Genomic DNA, 15,186 nt, shown 5'->3' with positions numbered 1-15,186 from the left:
ATGCGGTGATCGGGGAACAGATGTGGCGTGAGATGAAACCGGACAACCGGTATGAAGTGTCTGTGGGCACGCATAAAGTAGTGGCGTATAGTTTTGGAACGGGCGAAGAGGTGGTACTCTGTCTCAATGGCGGGCCCGGTTTGCCATGCGACTATTTGAGAGATGCGCATTCTTGCCTGATCGATGACGGTTACCGCGTGGTGGCTTTCGATCAGCTTGGAACCGGCGCGTCTGATCGTCCAACTGATCCTGCGTTATGGACAATCGCGCGCTATGTCGAGGAAACCGAAACGGTTCGTCAGGCGCTGGGTCTTGGTACAGTGCATCTTCTCGGCCATTCCTGGGGCGGCTGGCTTGGAATTGACTATGCACTGACCTATCCACAAAATCTGAAGACGCTCATTCTTGAAGATACAGTCGCGGACATGCCGCATCTGGTAAGTGAACTGGAGCGGCTGCGCAGCGCGCTGGGACCAGAAACCGTTGCGATGATGCAGAAGCATGAGGCGCAGGGGACGCTCGATCACCCGGAATATGCGGCAGCGATCACGATCCTCAATTATCGCCATGTTTGCCGCCTTTCGGATTGGCCCGCACCCGTGAAACGCTCGCTTGATGACTGGAACATGGGGCCATATGGTACGATGCAGGGTCCGAACGAGTTTCTCTATACGGGCAACCTGAAAGACTGGAACCGTGTGCCTGATCTCGGAAAAATCGAAGTTCCTGTGCTGATCACGGTTGGGGAGCATGATGAGCTGACGCCTGCCTGCGCTCTGCGCATGAAGCTTGCCTTGAAAAATGCCGAACTGCATGTGGTGCCAAATGCCAGCCATATGCCATTTTACGAAAACCCGTCCTATTATTATCCGGCCTTGACCGGCTTTCTCAATCGACATCGTTCCTCTCGATAGATCAGAATATTAGGGAGAAACTCCGCAGCCCATGCATCGCTTTCAGTTTGTACTACGCCGCCCCTTCCAGTTGCTGCCGGTTCTGTTCGGGATCAGTGTCATCACATTCGTACTGGTCCGGCTCATTCCGGGTGATCCGGCACGTGTGCTTCTGGGCACGCGCGCGACACCAGCAGCCATTGCCAATATCCGTGCGCAATATGGCCTCGATGAACCCATGTGGCTTCAATATCTGTATTTCCTGCGCAACATTGCAAATGGCGAAATGGGAAAATCGATCCTCTATAAGATTGACGTCCTGAAGCTGATTGCGACACGCATCGAACCGACTTTGATGCTGGTTATTTGCAGTGTCATTCTTTCGATCTTGATCGCCGTCCCTTTGGCCGCGATTGCAGCGCGGCGTAACGGTAAAATCAGCGATCATGTGATCCGCACGGTCTCGACATTCGGGATTGGCTTTCCGCCCTTCTGGCTCGCCTTGATGCTGATTATCCTCTTTAGTGTAAAGCTCGATCTGCTGCCGGTTTCAGGCTATGGCAACACGCTGCAAGAGAAGCTCGCGCATCTGGTGCTGCCGAGCCTCACGATAGCACTTTCACTTTCAACTGTGCTTGCCCGCAGCCTGCGCGCGGCTATGATCCAGTCACTCAATTCGGATGTTGCGACAGCTGCGCGAGCTCGTGGGATGCCTGAAAACATTGTGTTCTGGCGACATGTTTTACCCAACTCTCTGGTGCCGACTGTTAATTTGCTGGCCGTTAATATTGGCTGGCTGATCGGCAGCACAGTGGTTGTCGAGAGCGTGTTTGCTCTTCCGGGCATGGGGCAATTGCTGGTGCGTGCGATTTTCTCCCGCGACTATATGGTTGTGCAGGGCGTTGCCATGGTCTTTGCCTGCGCAACGGTTCTGGTCAATTTCATGGCCGACATCGCCACTGTCGCGCTTGATCCACGGGTGAAGCTATGAGTGCACGCCTTCTCCCTATAACCCTGATCAACTGGCGCCGTTTCCTAAGCCGACGCACGACGCTCGCCATCGGGATCGGTGTTCTTGCGTTCTTTGTATTGCTGGCTTTTGGTGCGCCGCTGATTGCCCCTTTTGATCCCGTTGTTCAAAATGCTGACGTTCGTTTGCAGCCACCGTCATGGTTGCACCCGTTCGGGACTGATAATTTCGGGCGGGATATTCTCTCCCGCGTTATCTGGGGTGCACGTATTGATCTTCAGATCGCAGTCTTCGGTGTCATATTCCCTTTCGCCATTGGAACGGTCGTCGGCACGGTTGCCGGGTTTTTTGGTGGCATTGTTGATACGATCTTCATGCGCCTGATCGATATCATTCTGGCGTTCCCATTTCTGGTATTGATGCTGTCGATCATCGCTATTTTGGGGCCGGGTCTTAAGAGCTTTTATATCGCCATGGCACTGGTTGGATGGGTTTCTTACGCCCGCCTTGTTCGGGCGCAGATACTGGTTCTGAAATCCACTGACTATGCCGTTGCTGCTGAAAGCCTTGGCTTCAGCCGTTTCCGTATCATGTTCCGCCATCTTCTGCCGAATGCCATTGCCGGATCGCTGGTTTTCGTAATGTCGGATGCCGTTCTCGTGCTGCTGAACGGTGCGGCAATCAGCTATCTCGGGCTTGGTGTGCAGCCACCTGTTGCAGAATGGGGTGTCATGGTTGCCGAAGGCCAGCCCTTTGTGACCACGGCCTGGTGGATCACCTTGTTTCCCGGACTTTCTATCGTGTTTCTGGCTTTTGGCTTTAGCATGCTCGGCGATGGACTGGGTGAAGCGCTGGGAGTGCACGAATGATGAAGCCAGTTCTTTCCATTCGTAATCTTCAGGTTGATGCATATTTGCCGGATGAAACCCGGCGCTTGATCGATGACGTTTCTCTCACGCTCAACCAAGGTGAAATTCTTGGCTTGGTCGGTGAAAGCGGATCGGGAAAAAGTCTGCTTTGCCGCTCGATTGTCAGGCTTTTACCGTCGTCGATTTTAAAGATCACCGCAGGTTCGGTCATGCTCAAGGGCAAGGATCTGGTTCAGGCAAGCGAAGCTGAATTGCTTGCCGTGCGTGGTGGCAAGATCGGCATGATTTTCCAGAACCCGACCAGCCATCTTGATCCTGTGATGAGTGTTGGTGACCAGATCGCGGAAGGCATACGCTTTCATAAAGGGCTCAATAAGGCTGACGCGCGGGCCGCAGCAATCGAAATCATGGCGCAGGTCGGCTTTACAGACCCTGCGCGCCAATATGGCAGTTATCCGCACGAATTTTCTGGTGGGATGCGTCAACGGGCGATGATTGCGGTGGCCCTTTCATGCGATCCGGAAATTCTTATTGCCGATGAGCCGACGACTGCACTCGATGTCACCATTCAGGCGCAGATACTCCAGCTCTTGATGGACATACGCGATCAACGCGGGCTTTCCATCATCCTCATCACCCATGATCTGGGGGTGGTCGCGCAGACTTGTGATCGTATTGCTGTTATGCGTAACGGGAAGGTGCTGGAACAGGGGTTGAAGAGCGACGTTCTCGGTAATCCCCGCGATCCCTATACACGCAATCTCATAGCCAGCCATCCGTCGTTGCCTGAGACGGCTTCCTTGCGTCTCGTGCCTCAGTTAGGGGATCAGCCGCTGTTGCAGGTTAATGATCTGCATGTTCGTTACCCTGTGGCTGGGGGATTTCTCAAGGCCCGGACGACGAGCGCGCTAAAGGGTGTAAGCCTTGAAGTTCGGGCTGGCGAGACGATCGGGATCGTCGGAGAATCTGGCAGCGGAAAAAGCACGCTTGCACGTGCGATCTTAGGCCTGACACCAATCGCCGAAGGCAGCATTACATTTGACGGATTGACGCTCAGCCCTGATCGTAAGGAAGCACTGGCGGCATTACGTCGTGATGCGGCCATGGTATTTCAGGACCCGTTCAATTCGCTCAATCCTCGCATGACGGTAGGTGAGACACTGGCAGAAGTACTGCGGGTTCAGGGCAAGATTGACGTTAAGGATACACCTCAGCGTATTGTCGAGCTGCTCGATCTTGTGGGGCTTGATCAAAGCTTTGCCACTCGCAAACCACGCAGCATGAGCGGCGGGCAATGTCAGCGCGCCGGTATAGCGCGCGCTTTGGCAGTGGAGCCAAAAATGATCATTGCTGACGAGTGTATCGCAGCACTCGACGTCACCATTCAGGCACAGATTGTCGATCTGTTTCGCGAGCTCAAAAGCAAGATGCAGCTGACATTGCTATTCATCGCCCATGATCTTGCTGTCGTGCGGAATCTCTGTGAGCGCGTGGTCGTTATGTATCATGGCGAGATCGTGGAAGAGGGATTAAGCGCCGAGGTTTTTGCGCGCCCCAAAGAGGCTTATACGGCGGCACTCATCAGCGCGATACCCGATATTGATCCCACGAAATCGCTGTTTGAAGAGAGAATTCTTGCTGAAGCATCCTGAACACGCATCGAAAACGATGTGCGACTAACCAAAAATATAAGGGGAAATACACATGCTTAAAAAATGGATGAAGATCGGCCTCGTCACTGTCATGACGAGCATGACATTTGGTGCAGCACTTGCCGAAGCGGCGGGTGTTTTGACAATCGGACGACGCGAGGATTCCTCTACTTTCGATCCAATCAAGACCGCACAGAATATCGACAACTGGGTGTTCTCAAACGTTTATGATGTGTTGGTGCGGGTCGACAAGACAGGCACGAAACTCGAGCCTGGTCTTGCTGAAAGCTGGACGATTTCGGATGACGGTCTCACCTATACGTTCAAGCTGCGCGATGCTAAATTCTCGGATGGATCGCCGATCACGGCCGATGATGCCGCTTTTTCGCTTCTGCGTATTCGCGACAATCCAGCTTCGCTTTGGAGCGACTCTTATAAGGTCGTGGACACTGCCGAAGCTGCTGATCCGCATACGCTGGTCGTTAAACTCAAAACGCCTTCCGCGCCATTCCTGTCCACGCTCGCACTCCCTAATGTTTCGGTTCTTTCCAAGAAGGGACTGGAGGAGTTGGGTGAGGATGGCTACGCAGAAAAACCAGTGGCATCGGGTGCGTTTGTGGTGGACGAATGGCGTCGTGGTGACCGGGTTATTTTGAAAAAGAATCCGAATTTCTGGGAGGCGGATCGTGTTAAGCTCGACGGGGTAGAGTGGATCTCTGTTCCTGACGATAATACGCGTATGCTCAACGTGCAGGCCGGTCAGCTGGATGCCGCGATTTTTGTACCGTTCTCGCGCGTGGCAGAGCTGAAAAAAGACCCGAATTTGAAGGTTCTCGAAGATACCTCCACACGCGAAGATCATCTTCTGATCAATCATGAGCATGGTGCACTCGCGAAGAAGGAAGTCCGTCAGGCGCTGGACATGGCGATCGACAAGCAGTCGATTGTCGATACCGTGACATTCGGGATTGGTCAGGTTGCAAATTCCTACATACCGAAGGGCGCTCTGTATCATTACGCGGATAATCTCAAGCGTCCGTATGATCCGGAAAAAGCCAAGCAGATGCTGGCCGATGCTGGCGCATCGGACTTGTCGCTCAATTATATCGTCAATGCTGGCAACGAAACGGACGAACAGATCGCAGTTCTTCTACAACAACAGCTTCAGAAGGCAGGCGTTACCGTCAACCTCCAGAAAGTCGACCCCAGCCAGAGCTGGGATATGTTGATTGCTGGTGATTACGATATCTCCGTCATGTACTGGACCAATGACGTTCTGGACCCCGACCAGAAGACCACATTCGTTTTGGGTCACGATACCAATATGAATTATATGACCCGCTATAACAATGAGAAGGTAAAAGACCTCGTTGCAGCAGCGCGTCTGGAGCTTGATCCAAAGAAGCGTGAGGCCATGTATATCGATCTTCAGAAAATGGCGAAGGACGACGTCAACTGGATCGATCTCTATTACAGCCCTTATATCAATGTCACCGGCAAGAACATTGAGAACTTCTATCAGAACCCGCTTGGTCGTTTCTTCCTCGAAGATACTGTGAAGAACTAAATTTGTGAGGGTATGTCGAAAATATTGCGGCGGGCAAAGCCCGCCGTTTCTTATTGGTGTTATTTGCCGAAGCGATAATTCACCTCGAAAAACTCAAGTTCGAGATGGACAGCGCGGAGAAAAAAGTCTCGACATATTTCTGGCTGCGCTGGACCAACCCGATCCAGTTCGGATTTGAGGAAACTTACAAATTCCCGGAAAGAGGGATTGTCGTGTAGTGTGATCCATTCTGCATGGACGAAATTATTTGGAAGCGGCGAGGGCGCGCGCGATGCCCAATCAAGATAAAGACCTTCAGCAACGTTGAGAACTGAGAGTATTGCACCATAGGAGCGCGTGGTAGCAGATTCACGCATGATTGCTTTGAACCCGATGGTTGGTTCGGTATCGGGGATATTTGCGCGTGCCTCCTCACTCACATTGAGTGCTGCAAAAGCACGGAGGAAATAGGTGTTTTCTTCTCCGGATACCATTCCAGCAAAGCGGCCAAAGCGCAGCCGCGCCTCAAATGTATCGGCTGTGGCCATTGCCGCACCCAGCAAAGTGAGAAAACTGTCGAGAAAACGATGATCCTGAACCAGATAGGATACCATCGATATATCCGAAAGGGTGCCAGCACAGAGCTCTTTGACGAAAGAATGCTCAACGGCCTGCGTCCACAATGGCTCGCTTACTTGCTTCAGTGTTTGAGAGAAGTGTTCAGTCATAGTGCTACCTTTCTGCTGGTAGCGAGACCGCATACATTCTGCATTATACGGCCTCGCAATGAGGCCGGCAAAAGGCTGGCTTAAACTTCCCCATCCCTTCGCCGGCATGATCCGGATCAGGTTCGAAGGGTCACGGCGCTGCGCTTGCCAGCCGTATCTCAGCCCCTTGCGGGACTCCCCTTGGTGTCAAAAATCTTAATCGAGACTCTCGCCAATGTCGAGCCGTTGGGTAGTCGATGGTTTGGATATAGCCGAACTGAAATCATCGTATCAACGATGCGCTAGTCAGTTAGCTTTATTGGATTCCACAAGTTCAAGTTCTCTTCGTCTCAGCATCTCAAACATGGATGTAGTACGCAAATTTGTCTCGGGATCAATCTTGCCGCCCTTCTGCCAGATGCCATATTTTTCGCGGAAATAATCGATGACAAGGAGATCGGCCTCAATACGGTCATGCCCTTCCTGAACCAGATTAAGCAGTGCATCCACTCTGCTTCCTTCGCCTTCACGAAGGTGGCGTCGCTTTCCGGTATTCCAGATTGGAATGCCCACGCGTTCCAAATGTCCGGAAATCCATGGATCATCTACAGTCCACATCACGTCGGGAATATCGTAGAAGAGTTCATCGAACCATTCTGGGCGAACAAGCACACCAGCAAAACCGGAAATCTGATCGACATATCCCGGGGAGGTCAGGTTAGGCTTGATGGTAAAAAGACAGAGTATCCGTTTCACTCTGTATATAGAGTCTTTGTGTTTCCAACGGCTGCGTGGGAGCCTGTCGGATGGGCGGTAATCATCGGATATATCCGGGAATGTTTCGCCTACCTCAATAATACAAGTGTTCGGTTTCTTGGCCGCTTCGCTTTTAAAGCGTGCATGCCAGCCTCGATCATAAATCTTGTCGTCGTCGCAGAACAGAATATCAACATCCTGTCCCTTCAGGTCCTTGGCGGCGGGAAGGACTTTCGTCGCGGGGCCATAATCCTGATCACAATGGCAGATAGTTACGCCCTTCGGCACAACCGGCAGTGTTCCATCCCAATCGGGAAAGCGGCGGTATGTTTCCGGTATATAAAGCCTAATTTCGTGGGCTTTTAAATTCTGAGATAAAAGAGACTTTAGGGTTGGCTGTATCAGATGAAAACGCGAAGGTATCGATGATAAGCTTATGATAGTCGGTCTACTCAATTTCAATCCCTTTGAGCAATCTGGTCTGCTGAAACGTGCTTCCACGCGTTCTGATTGAATGCTTTGTTAGTATAATTTATCAAATAAAAAAATGTACAAACTAATGAATAGCTATGCACATATCATGCGCTTTGGCGGACGCGCAATAGCATAAATGTTATAGCTGCAAATCCGACAACGCAGGCCGCAAAAGCCGTGAGTGAAACATTGAACCAGTACATAATGTATAACTTTCGCAGCCTGAGTACAAAACTTAACTATTATACTCATGTTTAAATTGCAAGAGTTCTCATATGCATCGCAAACGTTTTGCACCGCCTTGGCAGGCGGTGCGTTTCATGCCGCGCGAACATAGCAAGCGAGGCGGCGTGTTGCGCTTCTTTCAACGAGCAATGGCGGGGTTTGATGGCATTCTGCAACTGCGATGGGGCATCGTGTGGAGAAGCTGCAGCCCTTCGGCGGATTGGCGGGACTTGGCAGATCGCCACGTAAAACGATGCGTTTGCGCTGACGCTGGGCCACAGGATCAGGCAGTGGAATGGCTGAGATCAGTGCTTCAGTGTAAGGATGTTCCGGCTGATTGAAGACTTCGGACGTTTTGCCCGTCTCTACGATCCGCCCCAGATACATGACGGCTACACGGTCAGCAAAATGTCTGACAACCGAGAGATCATGGCTGATGAATAGATATGACAGTCCGAACTGGCGTTGAAGGTCGAGAAGCAGGTTGAGTATCTGCGAGCGGATCGAAACATCGAGTGCTGAAACCGGCTCATCCAAAATCATCAGCTTGGGATTAAGTGCCAGCGCTCTGGCAATCACGATGCGCTGCCTTTGTCCGCCTGAAAATGCACCTGGCTTTCTGAGCGCGTGTTCAGGATGCAAGCCCACGAGCTTGAGTAGTTCTGCAACGCGGGCACGCCGTTCGGATGCTGTGCCTATATTGTGTATAGCCAGTGGCTCGGCAATGCTCTCGCCAATCGTCAATTTCGGATTAAGTGCCGATGCAGGATCCTGAAACACGATCTGAATATCACGTGAAAGCCCGCGTATTGTTTCAGACAGACCATGCGTGACTGGTTTCCCATCAAAGCTGATATTGCCGGATGTCGCTCTGGTCATGCCAAGGATAGCTGTGCCGAGCGTGGATTTACCGCAACCAGACTCACCGACCAGAGCCACGCTTTCTCCACGGCCAATCTCAAGATCGACGCCATCAACGGCTTTCACAAAGTTGACGGCACGGCCCAGCAGACCGCCGCGAATGGGATAATGAACTTTAAGATTTTCAACGGACAGCAACATGTCACTCATACCAGCGCTCCCACTTGTTGCGAGCGCCAGCAGGCCGCTGCGCCAACATCCATGCGCGCTGAAAGCGGCGGTACATGCGTCCTGCATTGATCTTCCGAGATCGGGCAGCGTGGTGCGAAACGGCAACCATTAGGCCATGAGCCGATATCAGGCACAATGCCTTCAATCGTCGGAAGATGGGTTTTCGGTTCGCCTTCGAGACGTGGAATGGTTGAGAGCAGCAGCTTTGTGTAAGGATGCTCCTGCCGGGAGAAAATCGCATCGACGGGCGCCTGTTCGATGACGCGGCCTGCATACATCACAGCCACACGATCGGCCATATCGGCGACAACGCCCATGTCGTGCGTGATGAGCAGGATTGCTGTTCCCGTCTCGTCGCGCAGCTTTTTCATGAGGTCGAGTATCTGCGCCTGAATGGTCACGTCGAGAGCTGTCGTAGGCTCGTCCGCGATCAGAAGGCGAGGACGGCAGATCAGGGCCATGGCAATCATAGCGCGCTGGCACATGCCGCCTGACAGTTCGAAAGGATATTGTCCGAAGCGAATTTCAGGTTCTGGAATTCCCACTTCTTCGAGCATGGCAATGGCTGCGTGGCGCGCTTTCTTGCCACTCAGATCGCGGTGTACGACAAGGCTTTCTTCGATCTGCCGGCCAATTTTCATCAGTGGATTGAGCGATGCGACCGGCTCCTGAAAGATCATTGCGAGGTCATTGCCGCGCAAGTCGCGTTTGGTCTTTTCAGGCGCACTGACAAGATCCTGCTCGCCGAATAGAATGCGTCCAGATGCTATGTTTGCTACCTTAGGCAATAGTCCCATGACGGAGAAGGCCGTCAGCGATTTTCCGCAGCCGGACTCGCCCACAACAGACAGGATTTCGCTTTCATTGACTTGAAAGCTCACCCCATCCACTACCGGTTGTCCTGCAATATGAACGACAAGCTCATCGACTGTAAGCACAGGGTTTGTCATTCTGCCTCCGTGCGTACCGCTGCCCATGGATGATAGGGATGAGCCATGCCGATATTCTGGCCGTCTTCGCGCATCACGATGGAAGGAATGGAGAAGTTCACCGGATAGAGTGTGTCGGCAATAATTTCGACCGGAAATTCTTCACTTAAACGCGCTGGCACATCGGGCTGCGCGCGTTCACTAACGCGAAGCTTTACGCCGCTTGCATCGATACGCGGTGCATGAAATGCCTCTTCTGGCGAAAGGCCGAACACGTCTATATAGGACAGTATCTGAGCGACGGCTGGCATGATCTGACGCCCACCTGCAGCTCCCAGCGCGATATGGGGCTGACCATTTTTGCTTGCAATGATCGGGCACATGTTTGCAAGCGGCTTCACACCAGCCGCTATGGAGTTTGGTTGCCCGGGGCGCGGGTCGAACCACATCATGCCATTGTTCATGAGAAGATCGAGCGAGGGTGCAACGACTTTCGAACCGAAGCGCGACAACAGCGTGTTGGTGAGCGAAACCATGGTTCCATCACGATCAACAACGCTGATATGTGTTGTGCAGCTTTCGCCGCTGCTGCCATGTCCGAGTGTACGAAGCCGTTCTTCGGATGCGCGGCGAATGGCTCGCGCAAAGGCGAGCGCGGTTTTCCCCGAAAGGGCATCTTCCTGCGGCAATGTTCTGTCGAGTTCTTCAAGAACGCGTGCGAGTGTTGGTCCACCGGAAAGCCCTGGCATAGCGTGAACAGTAGTATCGCGATAATCAACGGTGAGCGGCTTTTTCCACTCAGGCTGGAAGTTGCGCAGATCGTCCTTGTCGATGAGGCTGCCACCAGCGCACAAATCGGCAATGAGCTTTTCGGCAATTTGTCCTTCGTAGAAGTCGCGCGCGCCTGCTTCTGCCAGCCGCTCCAGCATCGCGGCTTTTTTGGGCATTGAAATGCTACGCGGCGAACCGGTTTCAGGAACGCGCGGCGCACGGCCATTGTCAAGAAACAGTGCGCTTGATGCGGGAAAGCGGTTCAGTCCTTCGGTGTCGATGGCGAGGCAAAGCGTGGTGAACCAGTCGATTTGCAATCCATGCCGGGCATGATCGATTGCAGGCACCAGCGCATCGGCGAAGCTGATTGAGCCAAAGCGTTCCAGTGCAGATGACAATCCCGCAATTGCGCCCGGCACACATATGGAGCTGTAGCCTATGAGATTTTGGTCGTCGACAACTTTGGGCCAGTTGAACCAGTCGCCATCGCTGCCCGGGGCAAGCGGATAGTCGTTTGGATCAATATTGCGTGGCGACGTGACGTTGAAATCAAGCGCATCGACGCTTCCGTCTTTGCCATCAGCGTGCAAGAGAAAACCTCCACCGCCGATACCGGAAAGCCAGGGCTCTACTACACTCAAGACAAGCGCCGTCGTGACTGCGGCATCCATGGCATTGCCACCACGACGCAAGACCGCAGCACCCGCCTCAGCTGCGAGCCAGTTCTGGCAGGCGACCATGCCGCCTTCGCTACGGATTTGCTTTTTCTGGATTGCCCAGCTCTCAGCCATTAGTCTGTCCAAATCTACGGTTTCCGATAGAGTCGGGTATTTTCGCTTCGACAGCAAAGCGCCCTACATTGGCGGATGATGCATGGTGTGCCGCAATTTCTGCCGCCGTTGTGACCCACGCGTCTTTTTGGCTGGTGATGTTGTCGAGCAGTTCCTCCAGAAGGGCGATGCGCTGCGCGCGACCTGAAATCCAGTCATGCACAGTCAGCGTAAACAACCCGCCAAAGCGATGAAGTGTGCGCCATTCAGAAATCCAGTCGCGCAATATTGCTTGCCCGGATTGAAACGGCCACTTGTCGCGTCCGCCACCTTCAAACTTGAAGAAAATGGCATCGTCGGTCGCCCACTGGACTGGAATTTCCGTGATGCCGTCGATCTCATAGGGGTGATCGAAGCCGGAGAGTGAGGAGTCATAAGCCAATCCCACCCGCTTGATCTCGCGCAGCATATGCGGCGTGATTTCCCATGCAGGGGAACGAAAGCCGACTGGTTTCTTGCCAGTCTGTTTGACGAACAGTTCTATGCTTGCTTCCAGCGCGCCGGTGAATTCTGCATCCGTCACATCGGCGACAATCTCATGAAAATAGCCATGAAGGCCAACTTCATGCCCGGCTTCAACGAGTGCTGGCAGGATTTCCGGATTGGTTTCTGCGGTTAATCCCGGGACATAAAAACTGGCTTTCACGTGGTAGCGTGCGAAAAGGTCAATCAGCCGATAAAGCCCGGTGCGCGGTCCGAAGTTACGGATTTCGAACGTAGCCAGTCGATCAGGAAGGCCATCGCGATGCGCCCACATGAACGGCACCTGCGCATCCACATCGACGGACAGGAGTGTCGCTGATTGCTTTCCAGACGGCCACTGATAGTTGGGCCAGGGCGATTTGGCGTTTAGTCCTTCGGTCATAGCGCCTTCTTCTTCTGCTGAAATACGGCAAGCGAACCGATGGAGTTGCCGCCGTCCACAGTCAGGGTGGCGCCAGTGACATAAGCGGCGGCCGATGATGTCACATAGAGGACTGCAGATGCGACATCGGGTGCGGAAGAAGCACGTCCAAGCGGTATCGACGAAGTCACAGTCTTCACATGCTCATCGGACAAGGCGCTGACATCGCTTCCGGCGGCAAAACCCGGTTCGACCGCATTGACGCGAATGCCATATTCGGCAAGCTCAAGCGCAAAGCCTTTGGTCAGGCGATCAAGTGCTGTCTTGGAGGTGCAATAAGGGACGACCGTGGTACGCATCTTGCGTGCCGCACCTGATGATATATTGACGATGGAACCCGCAGTTTCGGTGTCGACCATCTGTTTTGCGAAAAGTTGAGACAGCAGGAATGGAGCGCGCAGGTTGACGCCCATGATGCGGTCCCAGTCTTCCAGCGAAATATCGAGCAGGAATCCTGAAGGATATATGCCCGCATTGTTGATGAGAATATCCGGCGCGCCCCAGCGTGTCGCAACCGCGTCCGCAAAGCTCGTGATAGAAGCTGCATCAGTAAGGTCTGAGACAATGCCGAAATGGCCCTCGCCGGGCAGTTCCGCGATGCGGGCATCAAGCTTTGTCTGATCCTGATCGGTAAGGCAGAGGATTGCGCCTTCCTGCGCAAAAGCCGCGGCGATCCATGCGCCAATAATGCCGCCAGCGCCTGTTACGATAACTTTTTTGCCTTTGAATTCATTCTCGAAATTCACGGATAAAACTCCTATCTGCCGCGCGGATCGAGCCGGTCGCGGATATGATCGCCGATAAGGTTGATGGAGAGGACAAGCAGGAACAAAGCGAGGCCCGGAAAAGTCGCGATCCACCATGCGGAAGCGACGTAGTTGCGTCCGGTCGAAAGCATCGCTCCCCAGCTTGCGGTCGGTGGCTGCACGCCCAATCCAAGGAAAGACAATCCGGCCTCAAACAGGACCATCAACCCGAATTCAAGCGTGGCAACGACAATAAGCGCGCCAGCGATATTGGGCAGAATATGCCGCCACAAAAGGCGTAACCATCCAGCTCCCATGAAACGTGACAGGCGGACATAGGGCATATTGGCCACCGAAAGTGTCTGTCCATAGGCAACACGCGCATAGCGCGGCCAGCGGGTGAGGGCGAGGACGATGACGACATTGGCGAGACTCGGCCCGAGGATCGCAACCGTGATGATTGCCAGAAGAATGGCTGGGACCGACAAGACCATATCGACCAGCCGCATGATGATGGTTTCGGTCCAGCCGCGATAAAAGGCTGCAACCATACCAAGGATGCTTCCCAGAATTCCGGAAAGAACGACTGAGGAAATAGCCACCAGCAGCGAAATACGTGCACCGTAAATCAGCCGGCTTAAAACATCGCGCCCCAGCTCATCGGAACCAAGATAATAGACGATGCCACGGCTCTCAAAGCCCGGCGCTTTGAGGCGCGCAAGCAGGTTCTGCTTGTTGGGGTCCATCGGTGCGAAGAATGGCGCAAAAATCGCTATCAGGATCAGGAGGATCAATATCGCCAGAAAAGGTGAAACCGATAATGGCAGTTTCTTCGACCATTTGATGAATGTGCTGGTCGATGAAGTGAGGGACGTCATGAATGACCTCCCATGCGAATGCGTGGGTCGATAATACTATAGAGCACGTCGGCGATGAGATTGAGTGTAATTGCGGTGACCGCGCCGAGCAGAACAACCCCCTGCACCAGCATGAAATCGCGTGCAGCAATCGCCTGCACGGTCAACTGCCCCAGACCGGGCCATGCGAATACGGTTTCGACGATCACTGCACCTGCCAGAAGGTTGGCAATCTCAAGTGCTGCAACGGTCACAACCGGAATGGATGCGTTGCGCAGCAGATGGCGTATGACGATGCGCGTTATCGGTACGCCCTTGGCATGAGCGGTGCGCACATAATCTTTTTCAAGTTCATCGAGTACAGCTGTGCGTGCCACACGCGCAAATGTCGCCATGGAGAGGAGACCGAGTGCCACGGACGGCATGATGAGGCTCGGCCAGTCACGCGCACCGGAAGGTGGCAGCCATCCAAGCCAGACCGCGAAGACCATGATCATCAGGATCGCGCTCCAGAATGTTGGCATGGATTGGCCCGCAAGTACAAAGCCCATAATGGCCTTTGATTCCGCTCTTCCACGGCGCACGGCCATAATGACACCAAGCGGAATGCCAAGCCCCACGGCAACCAGAAGCGCGCCTCCGGCGAGCATGAGCGTATAAGGCAGGCGGCTCGCAATCAGTGTCCAGACCGAAACATTCTGCACATAGGAACGACCGAGATCGAACGTCAGCAAGCCGCGCAGATATTCGAGATACTGAACGGCAAGCGGCCGATCAAAGCCGAGCGCTGTGCGCATCGCTTCGATATCAGCCTGAGTTGCATTCTGCGGAACGAGCAACAGAACAGGGTCTCCCGCAAGACGTTGCAGAAAGAAAATAAGCGTTATGACGCCAAGAATGGCGATCAATGCCTGCACAATGCGGGTCAGAAAAAAGGCTGGCACTGCGTGTATTGTTCCCTTGTT

14 protein-coding genes and 1 riboswitch are annotated in these 15,186 nt (G+C 53.5%); of the genes, 5 read left to right on the top strand and 9 right to left on the bottom strand.

The features are described 5' to 3' along the window. The first annotated feature begins 20 nt into the window (after window positions 1-20). From ACSME1_RS11645 to ACSME1_RS11625, 5 genes are read left to right on the top strand one after another with little or no spacing between them, the layout of a single operon-like run. On the top strand, window positions 21-914 hold the full coding sequence (locus ACSME1_RS11645) for a proline iminopeptidase-family hydrolase (protein WP_105706432.1): 894 nt from the start codon (window positions 21-23) through the stop codon (window positions 912-914). Window positions 915-945: 31 nt separating this feature from the next. Then, entirely contained in the window at window positions 946-1,884 is a 939-nt protein-coding gene (locus ACSME1_RS11640) for an ABC transporter permease (protein ID WP_024898058.1), read from the top strand. After that, window positions 1,881-2,732, top strand: coding sequence for an ABC transporter permease (locus tag ACSME1_RS11635; RefSeq protein WP_024898057.1), 852 nt, complete (start codon window positions 1,881-1,883; stop codon window positions 2,730-2,732). The genes ACSME1_RS11640 and ACSME1_RS11635 overlap by 4 nt, the downstream gene beginning before the upstream one ends. Next, on the top strand, window positions 2,729-4,384 hold the full coding sequence (locus ACSME1_RS11630; protein ID WP_105706075.1) for a dipeptide ABC transporter ATP-binding protein: 1,656 nt from the start codon (window positions 2,729-2,731) through the stop codon (window positions 4,382-4,384). Before ACSME1_RS11635 ends, ACSME1_RS11630 begins: the two co-directional genes overlap by 4 nt. A gap of 52 nt (window positions 4,385-4,436) precedes the next feature. Beyond that, on the top strand, window positions 4,437-5,951 hold the full coding sequence (locus ACSME1_RS11625) for an ABC transporter substrate-binding protein (RefSeq protein WP_024898056.1): 1,515 nt from the start codon (window positions 4,437-4,439) through the stop codon (window positions 5,949-5,951). Window positions 5,952-6,010: 59 nt separating this feature from the next. On the opposite strand, the gene ACSME1_RS11620 is transcribed toward ACSME1_RS11625, so the two are convergent. From ACSME1_RS11620 to ACSME1_RS11580, 9 genes are all read right to left on the bottom strand, one after another. After that, window positions 6,011-6,658: a TenA family protein gene (locus tag ACSME1_RS11620; RefSeq protein WP_435655236.1), complete on the bottom strand. Its 648-nt coding sequence runs from the start codon at window positions 6,656-6,658 to the stop codon at window positions 6,011-6,013. A gap of 76 nt (window positions 6,659-6,734) precedes the next feature. Beyond that, a riboswitch (TPP riboswitch) is annotated at window positions 6,735-6,849 on the bottom strand. Between the two features lie 94 nt (window positions 6,850-6,943). Continuing rightward, window positions 6,944-7,849, bottom strand: coding sequence for a hypothetical protein (locus tag ACSME1_RS11615; protein WP_024898054.1), 906 nt, complete (start codon window positions 7,847-7,849; stop codon window positions 6,944-6,946). A gap of 336 nt (window positions 7,850-8,185) precedes the next feature. Continuing rightward, window positions 8,186-9,163, bottom strand: a complete 978-nt coding sequence (locus ACSME1_RS11610; RefSeq protein WP_024898053.1) for an ABC transporter ATP-binding protein — start codon at window positions 9,161-9,163, stop codon at window positions 8,186-8,188. Continuing rightward, window positions 9,160-10,134: an ABC transporter ATP-binding protein gene (locus ACSME1_RS11605; RefSeq protein ID WP_024898052.1), complete on the bottom strand. Its 975-nt coding sequence runs from the start codon at window positions 10,132-10,134 to the stop codon at window positions 9,160-9,162. The genes ACSME1_RS11610 and ACSME1_RS11605 overlap by 4 nt, the downstream gene beginning before the upstream one ends. After that, a complete protein-coding gene (locus ACSME1_RS11600; protein ID WP_105706077.1) occupies window positions 10,131-11,675 on the bottom strand; it encodes a gamma-glutamyltransferase family protein in 1,545 nt (514 codons plus the stop codon). Before ACSME1_RS11600 ends, ACSME1_RS11605 begins: the two co-directional genes overlap by 4 nt. Then, window positions 11,668-12,579 carry a polysaccharide deacetylase family protein gene (locus ACSME1_RS11595; protein WP_105706078.1) on the bottom strand — a complete coding sequence of 304 codons (912 nt, stop codon included), beginning with the start codon at window positions 12,577-12,579 and terminating at the stop codon, window positions 11,668-11,670. Before ACSME1_RS11595 ends, ACSME1_RS11600 begins: the two co-directional genes overlap by 8 nt. Beyond that, on the bottom strand, window positions 12,576-13,364 hold the full coding sequence (locus tag ACSME1_RS11590; protein WP_100556711.1) for an SDR family NAD(P)-dependent oxidoreductase: 789 nt from the start codon (window positions 13,362-13,364) through the stop codon (window positions 12,576-12,578). The genes ACSME1_RS11595 and ACSME1_RS11590 overlap by 4 nt, the downstream gene beginning before the upstream one ends. 11 nt (window positions 13,365-13,375) lie before the next feature. Beyond that, complete coding sequence (locus ACSME1_RS11585; protein WP_024898048.1) at window positions 13,376-14,242, bottom strand: ABC transporter permease; 867 nt, start codon at window positions 14,240-14,242, stop codon at window positions 13,376-13,378. Continuing rightward, window positions 14,239-15,165 carry an ABC transporter permease gene (locus ACSME1_RS11580; RefSeq protein WP_105706080.1) on the bottom strand — a complete coding sequence of 309 codons (927 nt, stop codon included), beginning with the start codon at window positions 15,163-15,165 and terminating at the stop codon, window positions 14,239-14,241. Before ACSME1_RS11580 ends, ACSME1_RS11585 begins: the two co-directional genes overlap by 4 nt. Window positions 15,166-15,186: the final 21 nt, after the last annotated feature.

It is taken from the genome of Brucella pituitosa (assembly GCF_965577835.1).
GTDB lineage: Bacteria > Pseudomonadota > Alphaproteobacteria > Rhizobiales > Rhizobiaceae > Brucella > Brucella pituitosa.
This window is presented reverse-complemented; position numbering and strand designations above follow the sequence as displayed.

What these genes read in the sequence shown, in the direction of transcription:
- ACSME1_RS11605 (WP_024898052.1), bottom strand. Translation starts at nt 10,134, where the DNA reads ATGACAAACCCTGTGCTTACAGTCGATGAGCTTGTCGTTCATATTGCA.
- ACSME1_RS11625 (WP_024898056.1), top strand. Translation starts at nt 4,437, where the DNA reads ATGCTTAAAAAATGGATGAAGATCGGCCTCGTCACTGTCATGACGAGC.
- ACSME1_RS11600 (WP_105706077.1), bottom strand. Translation starts at nt 11,675, where the DNA reads ATGGCTGAGAGCTGGGCAATCCAGAAAAAGCAAATCCGTAGCGAAGGC.
- ACSME1_RS11635 (WP_024898057.1), top strand. Translation starts at nt 1,881, where the DNA reads ATGAGTGCACGCCTTCTCCCTATAACCCTGATCAACTGGCGCCGTTTC.
- ACSME1_RS11640 (WP_024898058.1), top strand. Translation starts at nt 946, where the DNA reads ATGCATCGCTTTCAGTTTGTACTACGCCGCCCCTTCCAGTTGCTGCCG.
- ACSME1_RS11585 (WP_024898048.1), bottom strand. Translation starts at nt 14,242, where the DNA reads ATGACGTCCCTCACTTCATCGACCAGCACATTCATCAAATGGTCGAAG.
- ACSME1_RS11645 (WP_105706432.1), top strand. Translation starts at nt 21, where the DNA reads ATGTGGCGTGAGATGAAACCGGACAACCGGTATGAAGTGTCTGTGGGC.
- ACSME1_RS11630 (WP_105706075.1), top strand. Translation starts at nt 2,729, where the DNA reads ATGATGAAGCCAGTTCTTTCCATTCGTAATCTTCAGGTTGATGCATAT.
- ACSME1_RS11620 (WP_435655236.1), bottom strand. Translation starts at nt 6,658, where the DNA reads ATGACTGAACACTTCTCTCAAACACTGAAGCAAGTAAGCGAGCCATTG.
- ACSME1_RS11610 (WP_024898053.1), bottom strand. Translation starts at nt 9,163, where the DNA reads ATGAGTGACATGTTGCTGTCCGTTGAAAATCTTAAAGTTCATTATCCC.
- ACSME1_RS11595 (WP_105706078.1), bottom strand. Translation starts at nt 12,579, where the DNA reads ATGACCGAAGGACTAAACGCCAAATCGCCCTGGCCCAACTATCAGTGG.